This is a genomic window from Streptomyces sp. LMG1-1-1.1 (assembly GCF_040815545.1).
Taxonomy (GTDB): domain Bacteria; phylum Actinomycetota; class Actinomycetes; order Streptomycetales; family Streptomycetaceae; genus Streptomyces.
On sequence record NZ_JBFPNH010000076.1, the window covers coordinates 106,504 to 119,803 of the forward strand.

Genomic DNA, 13,300 nt, shown 5'->3' on the forward strand with positions numbered 1-13,300 from the left:
ATACGCATGGAAGGCAGGGAAAGACAGTGACAGCGCAGGACTTTGACACTGACGTGATCATCGTGGGAGCGGGCCCCACCGGGCTCATGCTCGCGGGCGAACTGCGCCTCGCGGGTGTCGACGCCGTCGTACTGGAGCGGCTCACCGAGCCCATGCGCCAGTCGCGCGCACTCGGCTTCTCGGCCCGCACCATGGAGGAGTTCGACCAGCGCGGACTCCTCGGCGCGTTCGGCGACATGGGCGTCATCCCGTTCGGCCACTTCGGCGGCATGCCGCTCGACTACACCGTCATACCCGGCGGCAACTTCGGCGTCCGCGGCGTGCCGCAGGCCCTCACCGAGGCCATCATCCACAAGTGGTCGGCCGGCCTGGGCGCGGACATCCGCCGCGGCTGGGAGGTCACCGGGGTCACCGAGGGCGCCGACGGCGTCGAGGTCACCGCTGACACCCCGGACGGCCCGCGCACCCTGCGCGCCCGTCACGCGGTCGGCGCCGACGGCGGGCGCAGCGTCGTCCGCAAGCTCGCCGGCATCGACTTCCCCGGCCACGAGGCCACCATCGAGATGCTGATGGCCGACGTCACCGACGTCCAGGTGCGGCTCCGCCCCACCGGCGAGCTCGGCGACGCGGGCATGGTCGTCGTCCTCCCCGTCGGCCCCAACACCACGCGCGTCGTGGTCTTCGAGCGCGGCGCGGGCGTCCGCCCGACCACCGAGCCGCCCACCTTCGAGCAGGTGGCGGACGCCTTCAAGCGCGTCACCGGCGACGACATCAGCACCGGCAAGCCGGTGTGGCTCAGCTACTTCACCGACTCCAGCCGCCAGGCCGCCCAGTACCGCAAGGGCCGGGTCTTCCTCGCCGGCGACGCGGCGCACACCCACATGCCGATCGGCGCGCAGGGCATCAGCGCGGGCCTCGGCGACGCCGTCAACCTCGGCTGGAAGCTCGCCGCCGAGATCAAGGGCACCGCCCCGGAGGGCCTGCTCGACACGTACCACACCGAGCGGCACACCGTCGCGGCCCGCATCCTGGCCAACACGCTCACCCAGCGCAGCCTGTACCTCGGCGGCCCCGAGATGGACCCGATGCGGGCCGTCTTCGCCGAGCTCCTCGCCTACGACGACGTCCGCAAGCACCTCGTCGGCATGGTCACCGGCCTCGACATCACGTACGACGCCGGCGCCGGCGAGCACCCGCTGCTCGGCCGCCGCCTGCCGGACTTCGCCCTCACCGGCCCGGCCGGCGAGACGACCGCGTACCGGGCCCTGCACGGCGGGCGTGCCGTCCTGTTCGACCTGAGCGGCGACGCCGCCACGGCCGCCGCGGCCGGTCCGTGGAGCGACCGGGTCGACGTCGTCACCGCGGCCTCCCGCCCCGAGGGCGCGCTCGCGGACGTCGACGCGGTCCTCGTCCGCCCCGACGGCTACACCGCCTGGATCGCCACCGACGGGGCCGCCGGCCTCACGGACGCCCTGAACCGCTGGTTCGGCGCGCCCGGCGACGCCCGCTAGGACACCCCGACGCCCCGCGCCGCGGGGCGTCCCCCCTTCTTACCCAAGGAGCCACCATGCCGATCATCAGCCCCGAGGCCGGGCACCTGACCGTCCTCAACCTGTTCAAGACCGACTCCCGCGACCGCGTGGACACGCTGGTCACGGAGATGAAGAAGATCGTCGACGTCGCGGCCTACCCGGGCTGGATCTCCAGCACCGTGCACCGCGGCGAGCAGAACCCGGGCACCCTCAACTTCATCCAGTGGCGCGGCATGGACGACCTGGAGTCCCGCTACAACGACAGCGAGTTCAAGCACCACACCGTCCCGGTCTTCCGCGAGATCACCACCTACGTGCGCCTCATGCAGAACGAGGTGGAGTTCACCCAGCGCCACCCCGAGCTCGGTGACGCCACCGAGGTCTCCCCGGAGCGCGACGACTACACCGTCGTCGAGATCCTCGGCGTGAAGCCCGCCCAGCAGGGCGCCCTGGTCAAGACCCTCGGCGCCGCCCACGACTGGCTCGTGGACGTCCCCGGCTACCGCTCGCAGAGCGTGCTGCGCGGCATCCGCTCCCGGAACCTGGACGGCGGCGAGGGCACCCTGGCGACCGTCGGCACCGACAACGACTTCGTCATCGTCTACTCCCAGTGGGCCGACAAGAAGGCGTACGACACCCACCGCAACCAGGCCGAGGCCGACTGGTCCGCCGCCCGCAGCGCCTTCCAGAGCAAGCAGTACTCGCTGATCACCAGCATCGACTGGAACAGCTACCGCGCCGTCCACACCCGGTCCGCGGAGCCCGCGACCGTCTGACCCCCGAGACGCCGCAACCACGTGGGGCCCCTGGCTTTCGCCAGGGGCCCCACGTGGTTTCCGGTGCTTCCGCGCTAAGCGGCGATCTTGTCCCAGTGCCACTGGGAGTCGAACGACGCGACCTCGATGTGCGCGCCGCCGGCGACCAGCGCCGCCGCCAGGCTCGTCGCCCGCGCGATGAACGCGGACACCCGGTCCGCCGCGAGGAGGTCCTGCTCGTCGAACGGCAGCCCCTCGCAGCGCAGCAGCCGCAGGTCCATGAACCCGTTGAACCTCCGGCCCAGCACCTCCACGGCCTGCGGACTGCGCACGGTGAACCGCACCTTGGCCGCGACATGGCCGTTGTGGTGCTGGTCGGAGTAGTACGCGATGTCCGGGATCGCCGGCGGCACGAAGTGGTCCCGGGCCGCGATCTCGGGCACCTTCGGCAGGTTCCCGACGAGGAAGTGCCACGAGTTGTACTGCATCCGCGAGGAGATGGCCCACGCGGTGTCCGCCAGATGCGACGCGGAGCCGCCGAACAGCCGACGGGACTCCGGCGACGGCACGACGCAGCAGAAGAAGTGCGGGATCTCCCACGCGGCGATCTTCGGGAACTCCTCCGCGCGCAGCGCCTCGATCAGCGCCGGCAGCGAACGCATCCCGCGGCTCATCGCGAAGTCGGCGTCGAAGACCGCCGTCGCCGCCCGCACGGTCTCGTACACCAGGGACTCCAGGCCCGAGCCGAACTCCCCGTGCGGCTCGGCCAGCCAGCCGGGCGCCGCCGCCAGCTCCGCGGTCAGCTCGGCCAGCGTGGAGCCGCCGACCGGCAGCCGCTCCCGCACCCGCGCGCAGAGCGCGGCCTCCAGCTGCTCCGCGTCGTCCTTGACGGGTCCGGCCACCCGCTCGATCTTGTGCATGAGCGGGCCGTAGATCTCCCGGTAGAGCCGGACCTTCCCCATGAGCTCCCGGCGCCGGGCGGCCAGCGCGTCGGCGAGCGCGCCGAGCGCGGCCACCCCGTGCGAGGCCGGGGCCGGCACCGGGGGCAGCGTGGTGTCGGCCGCGTTGTACGCGGTCCGCGTCCGCTCGAAGAGGAGCGCCACGTGGTCGAGCGTGAGCTGCGTCCCGTTGGCCTCCTCGATCCGGCCGTACCCGGACGAGCGGACGAGGAGCGTCAGGCAGACGACGAGCAGCACGTCGCTGTCCGACCACAGTTCCAGCGGAACCGCGGCCAGGGTGCTCAGCGCGCAGTCGGGGTGCCCAGGCCGCAGCGTCTTGCCCGTCAGGGTGTTCCGGTCACGGAAGTTGGTGTACTGCCGCTCACCCGCGTACAGGATGAACGGCGCGGTCCGCAGGGCCGCCTCCGTGAGGTCGTCGAGCAGTTCGCGGCGGCCGTCCGAGCCCGCCGCGAGCAGGTACTGGCGGCAGTCGGCGACCGAGGCGTGCCACCGCTCGTCGGCCAGGGCCAGCTCGACCTGGTAGTCCGCGAGGTCCTCGGCGGTCCACGGCACCCGCAGGACGCCGTCGACCAGCTGGACCTCGCCGCCCAGCGGGCCCTTCGACGGGACCCGGACGACCAGCCGGCCGCTCCGGTCGAGGCCGATCTCGCCGAGGAACGCGGTCGCCGCGTCCCCGGACCGCTCGGCGGCCCGGCCGTCGTCCCGCCACGACCGGCCGACGAGCACCTTCAGCGCGGTCTCGTCCGCCACGGGCAGCGCCCGCAGCTGGATGTCCGCCGGGACGTGCCCGGCGAGCGTGAGCAGGGTGTCGACGGCCGTGGCCAGGTCGGGGGCGTCGACCGCCCGCTGCCACGTCTGCCGCAGCAGCGCCGGGAACCCGGCGTCCTCCGGCACCTTGTAGTCCGGTTCGTCCGCGGCCCCGGCCGCCCGGCCGAGCCGGCTCGGCCGGCGGCTCTGCCGCGCCTTCGCGAGCGCCGCCCGGCGGGGGAGCGTGCCGTCCCGCTCGGTGGGGAAGGTCATGCCGTCCCTCCCGCGGTCAGGTCGACGTGCTCCCACATGCGGGCCTCGGTCGCGGTCCAGTCCTCGTCCACGTAGATGCAGTCGACGGGGCAGACCATCACGCACACGGGGCAGCCGGAGCAGAGCTCGGGCACGATGACGACGTTGAGACCGTCGTCGAAGATCGCCCCGAACTCGGACGGGCAGCTCCGCAGGCACGTGTCGCACGTGATGCACTCCGACGTCTCGATGCGACGCGGAGCCTTCTTCCAGTTCTCGTCCCGGGTCCGCGAAGCGATCCGCTCGGCGCGTCCGGTGGTGGTGACGGAAGGAGTGTCCTTCACCCTCGCCATGAATGTGCTCCCCTCACAAGAGTCGTACCCTCAGCGGGTGTTCGCGGTGATCGCGTCGGAGATGCCGTCCCACAGGCGGGTCCGGGCCGCGAGCGCGCGGTCGATGGTGTCCTCGCAGGCGGCCCACTTGGCGGCGTCGTCGCCGCACAGGTCGGCCAGCATCTGCATGGCCATCGGGGTGTGCTCCTCGGCGTCCACCTGGATGTGGCGGCGGAGGTAGTCCACGAAGGTGGACAGCGTGCCGTGGCCGGCGTCGAGCGCGGCCACCTGGTCGAACATGTCCGGGATCAGGTCCTCGCGGCCGAAGGCGAAGGCCGCGGCCTGGCAGTGCACCGGCGCGTGGTCGATGAAGTCCCAGGTCGTGCCCACGAACTCGGCCACCGAACGCGGCACGCCCGCCTCGTCGAGGGCGGCCGGGACGGGACGGCCCGCGCGCAGCAGCCCGATGAAGGCGTCGATGCGCGTGGTGTCGGCGCCCGCCTGCCGCATGCCGTCCACGTACAGCTCGAAGTGGCTGATGAAGCCCTCGCCGAGCTCGTCGCTCTCCTCGACGAGGACGATGTCGTTGATGAGGCGGCGGCTGCCGGTGGAGGCCGACGGCAGCCACGGCACCTCGACGCACGTCAGCTGCCGCTGGAGGGACTTGAGCAGGGACATGAAGTCCCACACCGCGAAGACGTGGTGCTCCATGAAGGTGACGACCGCGTCCACCGAGTCCAGCTGGTGGTAGATCGGGTGGCTCAGGACCTTCCGGCGGGCCGGCTCGATGGCGCCCTTGAGCGTCTCGATGGCCGGGTTGGTGCCATTCCATTCGTAACGCGACATGGTGTTTCTCCTTCGGATGGGGATCGGATGCCGGGCGTGCGGGCGTGCGGGTCGGGCGTGCGGGGTGTCCGGGGGCGGCCGGTCAGTAGGCGCCGAAGTACTCGCGGTGCTCCCATTCGGTGACCTCGGCCGCGGGGCCGCCGGGGAGTTCGCCGGCGCACCAGGCCTCGAAGCGGGCGGCCTCGCTGTCCTTGAGCTTCGCCAGGCACTCCTTGAGAGGCGCGCCGAGCAGCCGTTCGGCACTCTCGCTCGCGCGGAAGGCCTCGACGGCCTCGGGGAGGGACCTGGGCAACGGGGGCCGCGGGACGCGGTCGGCGGGCACGCCGGAGAGCATCCCTTCCAGGCCCGCGTGCAGCTGGGAGGCGATGGCGAGGTACGGGTTCGCGCAGGGCTCGCCGACGCGGTTCTCGACGTGGGTCGAGCTGCCGCCGCTGAGGACCCGGACCATGGCGCTGCGGTCCTCGAACCGCCAGTCGACGGAGGTCGGGGCGAGGGCGAACTCGGGGGAGAGCCGCCGGTACCCGTTCACGGTCGGCACGGACAGCAGGCAGAACTCGCGGGCCCGGGACAGCAGGCCGCCGATGTAGGCCTGGCCCTCGGCGGAGATGGCGTCCTGGAGGCCGTCGCCCTCGGCGAACAGGTTGACGTCGGTCTTGGTGCTGCTCACCGACTGGTGGAGGTGCCAGCCGCTGGGGTCGAAGCCCTCCAGGCGCGGCAGGGTCATGAACGAGGCGTGGTGGCCGCGCCGCCGGCACTCCTGCTTGAGCTGGGTGCGGAGCAGCAGCATCGCGTCGGCGGCGTCGAGCGCCAGCATCGGGTTGAACGTCGTCTCCAGCTGCCCGGGGCCCGACTCGTGCTCGAACGACCGCAGCGGCAGGCCGAGCCGGACGAGCATCGCGGCGAGCGGGTCGGCGATGTCGGCGACCGAGTCGTAGGCGCTGTCGAGGTTGAACTGGTAGCCGGGGTTCACGGCCGCCACCTCGGGCGCCGCGCCCTGGAGGCCGAAGCCGTTGCCGGCGTTCCCGACCGGGCCTCCGGTCAACTTCGTGAGGTACCACTCCAGTTCGAGCCCGATGACGGGCGCGAGGTCCTCGCGTTCGTACGCGGCGCAGACCCGGCGCAGCACGTTCCGGGCGGAGAGCGGGTGCGGGGTGCCGTCGCGCAGGTACTCGTCGCCGAGCACCCAGGCGGTCCTGGCCCCCTCCCTGGGCAGCACCTGGAAGGTGCGCGGGTCGGGGACGAGGACGAAGTCGCCCGCACCGAGCAGTTCGCCGACGCCCACGCCCGCGTCGGCGAGGAACTCGACGGCGACCGCGTGGCCGGTGTCGAAGAGGAACGGCCCGGCGCTGAAGTCCATGCCGTTGCGCAGCACCGAGCGGAAGACGTCCGCCGGCACCGTCTTGGAACGGGCCAGGCCGTGCGGGTCGCAGAACACGACCCGGACGAGGTCGACGTCGGCCAGCTGGAGCTCGACCTGCTCGGCCGCCGCGGCCTGCCGGTCGTCCCAGAGCCCGAACTCGGCCACGAACGAGGGGCGTCCGACGCCGCTCTCGCCGCCGATCCGGGACCACGATCTCGAAACCATGATCAGTTGCCTTTCGCTGTGACGCCGGGACGGGTCAGGGTGAGGCCGAGCGCCGTCGACAGGAGCCCGGCGGCCGAGAGGGCGAAGAGGTCGTCGTCGGCCGGGGCCGCGGGCCCGGCGACGGGGACGGCGGAAGAGCGCCCGACGTCCTTCGGGAGCGCGGCGAGCGCCGTGCCGAAGAGTGCGGCGGCGGAGATCATGAGGTCGTCGTCGAGCGTCCTGGGCGTCATGGTCGTCTTCCTTCCGTCGTGCTGCCGGGGGGAGTCAGGGTGAGGCCGAGCGCGGTCTCCAGGAGGCCGGCGGCCGAGAGGACGAGGCCGTCGTCGCCGACGCGGCCCACGAGTTGGAGCCCGACCGGCAGCCCGGCCGGCGTGAGGCCGACGGGCAGCGACAGAGCGGGCTGACCGGTGAGGTTGAAGGGGTACGCGGCCGGGGCCCAGGCCAGCCACCGCAGGTCCGCGGGGTCCGCGGCCCACGCCGGGGCGATGGCCTCGGCGGCGAACGCCTCGATCGGCACGGTCGCCATGACGAGCAGGTCGTACGTCTCCATCACCGAGGCGAGCCGGGTCCGCAGGGCGAGCCGGGCCGCCTCGGCGCGCGCCACGGCGGCGCCGGTCAGCGACCGCCCGTACCGCACGACCGCCAACCGGCCCTCGTCGCACCAGGGTTCGTCCTGCGTCGCCGTGCCGTGCGCGTCCGCGGCGGCGAGGATGTCGACCAGGGCGCCGTACGGGTCGGGGAACGGGACCTCGATCCGCTCGACGCGGTGCCCGAGCGCCGCGAGGACCGGCAGGACGCCCTCGGTGACGTCGCGGACCGGCCCCGACGTCCCGGGGAACTCGATCCAGCCCACGCGCAGCGGGCCGAGCGCCGCCGGGGCGGCGGGCGGCGCGGCCCCCGAGTCGGGGTCGCGGGGGTCGGGCCCCGCGAGCACCGCCATCATCTCGGCGGCGTCCGCCACGCTCCGCGCCAGCGGCCCGACATGGGAGAGCCGTTCGGCGCACGCCGGCACGTACGGGATCCGCCCGTACGACGGCTTGAAGCCGACGACACCGCAGAACGCGGCGGGAATGCGCACCGACCCGGCACCGTCGGTGCCGAGCGAGGCGGTGCACAGTCCGGCCGCGACCGCGGCCGCCGAACCGCCGCTGGAACCGCCGGCCGTCCGGTCGAGCGCCCAGGGGTTACGGGTGGCGGAGCCGAGCCGTCCGACGGTGCTGGCGCTCCACCCGTACTCCGAGGTCGTCGTCTTCCCCACCACGATCGCGCCCGCCGCGCGCAGCCGCGCCACGGAGGGCGCGTCGGCGGCGGTACGGTGGTTGGGCAGCAACGACCCGCGCCGGGTGGGGAGTTCCTCGGTCTGGATGAGGTCCTTCACCGACACGGTGACGCCGAGCAGCGGCCTGCCGCGGAAGGCGGCCGGGCCGAGCCGGGCGACCAGCAGGTCGGCCGCCGCGGCCTCCCGCAGCGCACGGGCCTCGGCCACCTCGACGTACGCACCGAGCTCCGGGTCCGTCCCGCGGATGGCGCCGAGCACGTCCTCGACGTGCCCGACGACCGTGGAACGACCTTCGAGAAGTAATTGGCGTGTTTCCTGAATGCCGTGGCAGATCGGCTGCCTGCTCTTCGTTGCGGTGGACTCTGACACGAGACCACTACAAGTCATCGTCTGAATTCCTGGCAACTTACGGATTGTCTCGGCGTTGCATCTGCTGCATTCCGCACTTGAACGGGATTTCTTGCGAAGGGGAAGGCCGGAGAGCAGCATGTTTCCGAGGTAATTCAACGTACTGACACGCACTCACACGCTACTTAATCGCACAGGAGAAGACCCGATGAGTCCACGGATGGACAACCCTTCGCTGGTCGTTCCCGGCGCCCTGCAGCCCCTGCTCGACCTGACCGAGGTCATCGGCAACGTCGGCGTGCCGCAGACGACCCTCGACCTGGTCCGGCTGCTGGTCAGCGAGATCAACGGCCGCGTCTACACCCTTGAGGACATCGCGGACAAGGCGGACAAGCGCCTGGCCAAGGTGTCCGACTGGCGCAACCAGACCGTCTTCGACGACGCCGAGCGCTCCGCCCTCGCGATGGCCGAGGCCGTCACCCTGATGACGGACCCGGTGGACATGGCGCCGGACGAGGTCTGGGAGGAGTCCGCCAAGTACTACAACGACGAGCAGCTCGGTGCCATCGTCATGCACATCGGCCTGGTCAACTTCTGGAACCGCGTGAACGTGGCCACCCGCCAGGAACCCGCGGCCTTTCGCTGAGGAAGGGGACACGGCACCGTGCTGAAGCTCATCAACGCCGGTCTCGGCAGGACCGGCACGACGTCCCTGCAGGTGGCCCTGGACCGGCTCGGTCTCGGCCCCTGCTTCCACATGTTCGACATCGTCGGCGACGAGCGGCGGCTCGAACAGTGGGAGAAGATCGTCTGCGGCGGCGAGGCCGCCGACTGGCCGGCCCTGTACGAGGGGTACACCTCCGCGGTGGACGGACCCTGCGCGGTCTACTACCGGCAGATCAGCGAGGCCTTCCCCGAGGCCAAGGTCATCCTCACGGTGCGCGACGCCGAGGGCTGGTACAAGAGCACGTACGACACGCTCTACCAGTTCGTGCTCAAGAGCGCCGAGCACCCGCCGGAGCCCGGCTCCCGGCAGGCGCGGCTGCTGAACGTCACCCGCACGATGGTGTGGGACGGCGTCTTCGACGGCCGGTTCGAGGACAAGGACCACGCCATCGCGGCGTACCACCGCCACAACGAGGAGGTCGTGCGCGTCCTGGGCGCGGACAACGTCCTCGTCTACGACGTGAAGCAGGGGTGGGAGCCGTTGTGCGCCTTCCTCGGTGTCGACGTCCCCCAGGAGGAGTTCCCGCACGCCAACGACTCCGCGGCCATGCGGCAGCGGATCGCCGCGGCGGCCGGAGCCGGCCCGGTCTCCGCCGGCTGAGTCAGCGAGGAGCAAGCGGTGTTGATCACGGAAATGTCGGTCCCCGGCGCGTACCGCGTCGAACCCGAGCCGCTGAGCGACCGGCGCGGGTACTTCTTCGAGTCGGTGAAGACCAGCGCCCTGCTGGAGGCCGGCGGCTGGGAGTTCTCGGTCCGCCAGGTCAACTACTCGGTGTCGAAGCGGAACACCCTCCGCGGCATCCACGGCACCAAGGTCCCGCCCGGCCAGGCGAAGTTCGTCACGTGTGTCCGGGGGAGCGCGCTCGACATCGCCGTCGACCTCCGCGTCGGCTCACCGACGTTCGGCCACTACGACGTCACCTATCAGAGCCCGGAGTCGGGAACGGCGGTCTACCTGCCGGACGGGGTCGGCCACGCCTTCCTCGCCCTCACCGACGACACGTGCATGAGCTACCTCTGCTCGCAGGAGTACGTGCCCGGGACGATGATCGACGTCGACGCGCTCGATCCGGAACTGGCACTGCCGTGGGACCTGACGGAACCCCCCATCCGTTCGGACAAGGACGCGGTGGCCCCCACCCTGGCCGAGGCCGCGGCCGCCGGCCTGCTGCCGACCTACGAGCAGTGCCTGCCGCGCCCCTTTCTCGCCCTCTGAACGGATTCGGGTAGCGGGCGCGGCGGATGAACGCAAGAATTCGGATTTGATATCGCGCCGTGAGGCGCGGGAAATGTGTGGAGGTGGAGATGGCGGAGACCAAGCGCAAGCCGGGTACGCCCGGGGCGTTCTCCCGGTGGATGCAGAAGCGGATGAATGCCCGGATGATCCGCAAGGTTCGCGATGGCAAGGCCACGTTCATGGGCATGGACGTGCTCATCCTCAACACGGTCGGCAGCCGCAGCGGCCAGCCGCGGGTGACCCCGGTGGCCTGGTTCGGTGACGGCAAGGACGCCTGGCTGAGCATCGCCTCCGGCGGCGGCACCCAGAACCCGGACTGGTACACCAACCTGATGGCCAACCCGGAGCGGGCGACGGTCGAACTGCCCGGCAGCGCGCCGGTGAAGGTCACGCCCGTCAAGCTCACGGGCGAGGAGCGGGAGGCCGCGTGGAAGCTCATCTCCACCGCGCAGCCCCGGATGATCAAGTACCAGAGCAAGTCCGAGCGGCAGTACCCGATCGTCAAGATCACCCCCAGGTAGGACCGCCCGCACGAAAGAACGGCAGTCGGTGTCCGCGGACACCGACTGCCGTTCTTTCGTCCTCCGGCCCCGCCGGCCGCTCAGCGAGCGGCGACGGCCGAGGCGTGCGCGCGGATCCGGGCCATCAACTCGGCCTGCCGCACGAGGTCCTGGTGGTGCGCCGCGCGCGCCGCCGGATCGACGACGGCGTCGTGGAACGTCGAGAGCACCCCGAGGAACTGGTCCGAGGCCGGCGCCGCGATCCGGGTCACCCGGTCCCGCTGCTCCAGCACCAGCACGGGACGGGCGTCCCGCGACGGGGTGAACGCCCACTCCAGGGTCAGCCGCCCCTCGGTGCCCCAGAGGTCGTACGTCGACCGGTAGCTGTGCGACAGGCCGAAGGAACAGTTCGCGGTGACGCCGGCGTCGTCGCGCAGCAGCGCCACGCCCGACACGTCCACACCGAGCTCCGGGGCGAACTCCAGGCCGGCCCCCAGCACCGTCGGCGCGGCGCCCAGGTACTCCTGGGCCGCGCGCACCGGGTAGCAGCCGACCTCCCACAGCGACCCGCCGCCGAGCTCCGCCTGGTACTTGATCCCGTTCGGGTCGGTCGGCGGAATGCCGAACACGCCGTTGAAGGACCGGAGTTCGCCGATGGACCCGTCGGCGAGCAGGGACCGCGCCAGATCGTGCTGGGGGTGCCGGAGGAACGCGAAGTTCTCCATGACGAGCAGTCCGCGCTCCTCGGCGAGCGCCACGAGCTCCCGCGCCGTCTCCTCGGTGGAGACCGCCGGCTTCTCGATCAGGACGTGCTTGCCCGCCTTCAGCGCCCGGCGCGCCCACTCGGCGTGCTCGCTGTTGGGCAGCGGGATGTAGACGGCGTCGACGCCGGGCTGTTCGAGCAGCCGCTCGTACCCCTCGACGGCCTCGCAGCCGAACGGGGCCGCGACGCTCTCGGCCTTCTCCCGGGAACGGCTCGCGACCGCCACCAGGTGGAACGGCGACGCCTGGATCGCCGGGAGGGCCCGCCGCACGGCGATGTCGGCGCACCCGATGATGCCGATGCCGACGCCGGGCTTCCGATCGGATTCCTGAACGGGTGTCAGAGCTTCCATTTTCACAGATCCACCTAAACGACAAGAGGAATTCGCGTGCCTGAACCGGGATGAGGTCAGCATGGAGAAGCGGCGCATTGTTCGTCAATGCCACCGGTATTGACTCTTCCCGGCCCCGAGTGAGGTGTCTTTCGGCTGTGCGTTCTCCCGATATAAAGTGCGGGCATCCGCCAAATTGGCACCGAATAGATTGAGGAGGCGCCACGGTGAAGGGCATCATCCTGGCCGGCGGCAATGGTACGAGGCTCCATCCGATCACCCTCGGTGTATCAAAGCAAATGCTCCCGGTCTACGACAAGCCGATGATTTACTACCCGCTGTCGGCGCTGATGCTGGCGGGGATCACCGACATCGAGATCATCACGACCCCCGAGGACCAGGAGATGTTCCGCCGGCTGCTCGGCGACGGCTCCTGGCTCGGCATCAACCTGACCTACGCGGAGCAGGACAAGCCGCGCGGGCTCGCCGACGCGTTCCTCGTCTCCGCCGACCACATCGGCGACGACTCCGTCGCCCTGGTCCTCGGCGACAACATCTTCCACGGCTACGAGTTCGGCCCCATGCTCCAGCGCGCCTCGCAGGACCTGGAGGGCTGCGTCCTCTTCGGCTACCCGGTGCGCGACCCCGAGCGGTACGGCGTCGGCACGCTCGACGCCCAGGGACGGCTGATCGCCCTGGAGGAGAAGCCCGCCAAGCCGCAGACCAACCTGGCCATCACCGGGCTCTACCTCTACGACAACCAGGTCGTGGACATCGCCCGGGAGCTCAAGCCGTCGGAGCGCGGCGAGCTGGAGATCACCGACCTCAACCGCGTCTACCTGGAGCGGGGCGAGGCCACGCTGATCCCGCTCGGCCGCGGCTTCGTGTGGCTCGACACCGGGACCCACGACGCGCTCATGGAGGCCGGCGACTACGTCCAGGTCCTCGAACACCGGCAGGGCGTGCGCATCGCCTGCCTCGAGGAGATCGCCTGGCGCATGGGCTACATCGACCGCGAGACCTGTTACCGACTGGGCAGCCGCCTCGCGAAGTCGTCCTACGGCCGCTACATCATGGAAATGGCCGAGGCGGGCTGACCCCGAAAGGG

General features: G+C 71.3%; 14 protein-coding genes. 7 read left to right on the plus strand and 7 right to left on the minus strand.

Going from position 1 to position 13,300, the window contains the following annotated elements:
- The first annotated feature begins 53 nt into the window (after nt 1-53).
- Both MRBLMG1_RS34030 and MRBLMG1_RS34035 read left to right on the plus strand, forming a co-directional pair.
- Nucleotides 54-1,511, plus strand: a complete 1,458-nt coding sequence (locus tag MRBLMG1_RS34030; protein WP_367828007.1) for an FAD-dependent monooxygenase — start codon at nt 54-56, stop codon at nt 1,509-1,511.
- A 56-nt stretch (nt 1,512-1,567) separates the two neighbouring features.
- Complete coding sequence (locus tag MRBLMG1_RS34035) at nt 1,568-2,308, plus strand: antibiotic biosynthesis monooxygenase family protein (RefSeq protein ID WP_367828008.1); 741 nt, start codon at nt 1,568-1,570, stop codon at nt 2,306-2,308.
- Between the two features lie 74 nt (nt 2,309-2,382).
- On the opposite strand, the gene MRBLMG1_RS34040 is transcribed toward MRBLMG1_RS34035, so the two are convergent.
- From MRBLMG1_RS34040 to MRBLMG1_RS34065, 6 genes are all read right to left on the minus strand, one after another.
- Nucleotides 2,383-4,266: a hypothetical protein gene (locus tag MRBLMG1_RS34040; RefSeq protein WP_367828009.1), complete on the minus strand. Its 1,884-nt coding sequence runs from the start codon at nt 4,264-4,266 to the stop codon at nt 2,383-2,385.
- Complete coding sequence (locus tag MRBLMG1_RS34045) at nt 4,263-4,598, minus strand: 4Fe-4S dicluster-binding protein (protein ID WP_367828010.1); 336 nt, start codon at nt 4,596-4,598, stop codon at nt 4,263-4,265. The genes MRBLMG1_RS34040 and MRBLMG1_RS34045 overlap by 4 nt, the downstream gene beginning before the upstream one ends.
- 30 nt (nt 4,599-4,628) lie before the next feature.
- Nucleotides 4,629-5,423 (minus strand): DUF3050 domain-containing protein, encoded by a 795-nt coding sequence (locus tag MRBLMG1_RS34050; RefSeq protein WP_367828011.1) that lies wholly within the window; start codon nt 5,421-5,423, stop codon nt 4,629-4,631.
- Nucleotides 5,424-5,505: 82 nt separating this feature from the next.
- Nucleotides 5,506-7,008 (minus strand): glutamine synthetase family protein, encoded by a 1,503-nt coding sequence (locus MRBLMG1_RS34055; RefSeq protein WP_367828012.1) that lies wholly within the window; start codon nt 7,006-7,008, stop codon nt 5,506-5,508.
- A 2-nt stretch (nt 7,009-7,010) separates the two neighbouring features.
- Nucleotides 7,011-7,238 (minus strand): hypothetical protein, encoded by a 228-nt coding sequence (locus MRBLMG1_RS34060; protein ID WP_367828013.1) that lies wholly within the window; start codon nt 7,236-7,238, stop codon nt 7,011-7,013.
- Complete coding sequence (locus MRBLMG1_RS34065; RefSeq protein ID WP_367828014.1) at nt 7,235-8,656, minus strand: amidase; 1,422 nt, start codon at nt 8,654-8,656, stop codon at nt 7,235-7,237. The genes MRBLMG1_RS34060 and MRBLMG1_RS34065 overlap by 4 nt, the downstream gene beginning before the upstream one ends.
- A 187-nt stretch (nt 8,657-8,843) precedes the next feature.
- Between MRBLMG1_RS34065 and MRBLMG1_RS34070 the strand changes: the two genes are divergently transcribed.
- From MRBLMG1_RS34070 to MRBLMG1_RS34085, 4 genes are all read left to right on the plus strand, one after another.
- A complete protein-coding gene (locus MRBLMG1_RS34070) occupies nt 8,844-9,281 on the plus strand; it encodes a carboxymuconolactone decarboxylase family protein (RefSeq protein WP_367828015.1) in 438 nt (145 codons plus the stop codon).
- 18 nt (nt 9,282-9,299) lie between these two features.
- On the plus strand, nt 9,300-9,962 hold the full coding sequence (locus MRBLMG1_RS34075) for a sulfotransferase family protein (RefSeq protein ID WP_367828016.1): 663 nt from the start codon (nt 9,300-9,302) through the stop codon (nt 9,960-9,962).
- An 18-nt stretch (nt 9,963-9,980) separates the two neighbouring features.
- Nucleotides 9,981-10,577, plus strand: coding sequence for a dTDP-4-dehydrorhamnose 3,5-epimerase family protein (locus MRBLMG1_RS34080; RefSeq protein ID WP_367828017.1), 597 nt, complete (start codon nt 9,981-9,983; stop codon nt 10,575-10,577).
- A gap of 89 nt (nt 10,578-10,666) precedes the next feature.
- Nucleotides 10,667-11,119 carry a nitroreductase/quinone reductase family protein gene (locus tag MRBLMG1_RS34085; protein WP_367828018.1) on the plus strand — a complete coding sequence of 151 codons (453 nt, stop codon included), beginning with the start codon at nt 10,667-10,669 and terminating at the stop codon, nt 11,117-11,119.
- 80 nt (nt 11,120-11,199) lie between these two features.
- On the opposite strand, the gene MRBLMG1_RS34090 is transcribed toward MRBLMG1_RS34085, so the two are convergent.
- On the minus strand, nt 11,200-12,213 hold the full coding sequence (locus MRBLMG1_RS34090) for a Gfo/Idh/MocA family protein (RefSeq protein WP_367828019.1): 1,014 nt from the start codon (nt 12,211-12,213) through the stop codon (nt 11,200-11,202).
- Nucleotides 12,214-12,419: 206 nt separating this feature from the next.
- Between MRBLMG1_RS34090 and rfbA the strand changes: the two genes are divergently transcribed.
- Nucleotides 12,420-13,289 carry a glucose-1-phosphate thymidylyltransferase RfbA gene (gene rfbA / locus MRBLMG1_RS34095; RefSeq protein WP_367828020.1) on the plus strand — a complete coding sequence of 290 codons (870 nt, stop codon included), beginning with the start codon at nt 12,420-12,422 and terminating at the stop codon, nt 13,287-13,289.
- Nucleotides 13,290-13,300 lie beyond the last annotated feature (11 nt).

Coding starts and splice junctions, on each gene's coding strand:
- MRBLMG1_RS34090 (WP_367828019.1), bottom strand. CDS start 12,213: ATGGAAGCTCTGACACCCGTTCAGGAATCCGATCGGAAGCCCGGCGTC.
- MRBLMG1_RS34035 (WP_367828008.1), top strand. CDS start 1,568: ATGCCGATCATCAGCCCCGAGGCCGGGCACCTGACCGTCCTCAACCTG.
- MRBLMG1_RS34060 (WP_367828013.1), bottom strand. CDS start 7,238: ATGACGCCCAGGACGCTCGACGACGACCTCATGATCTCCGCCGCCGCA.
- MRBLMG1_RS34050 (WP_367828011.1), bottom strand. CDS start 5,423: ATGTCGCGTTACGAATGGAATGGCACCAACCCGGCCATCGAGACGCTC.
- MRBLMG1_RS34070 (WP_367828015.1), top strand. CDS start 8,844: ATGAGTCCACGGATGGACAACCCTTCGCTGGTCGTTCCCGGCGCCCTG.
- MRBLMG1_RS34045 (WP_367828010.1), bottom strand. CDS start 4,598: ATGGCGAGGGTGAAGGACACTCCTTCCGTCACCACCACCGGACGCGCC.
- MRBLMG1_RS34040 (WP_367828009.1), bottom strand. CDS start 4,266: ATGACCTTCCCCACCGAGCGGGACGGCACGCTCCCCCGCCGGGCGGCG.
- MRBLMG1_RS34055 (WP_367828012.1), bottom strand. CDS start 7,008: ATGGTTTCGAGATCGTGGTCCCGGATCGGCGGCGAGAGCGGCGTCGGA.
- MRBLMG1_RS34085 (WP_367828018.1), top strand. CDS start 10,667: ATGGCGGAGACCAAGCGCAAGCCGGGTACGCCCGGGGCGTTCTCCCGG.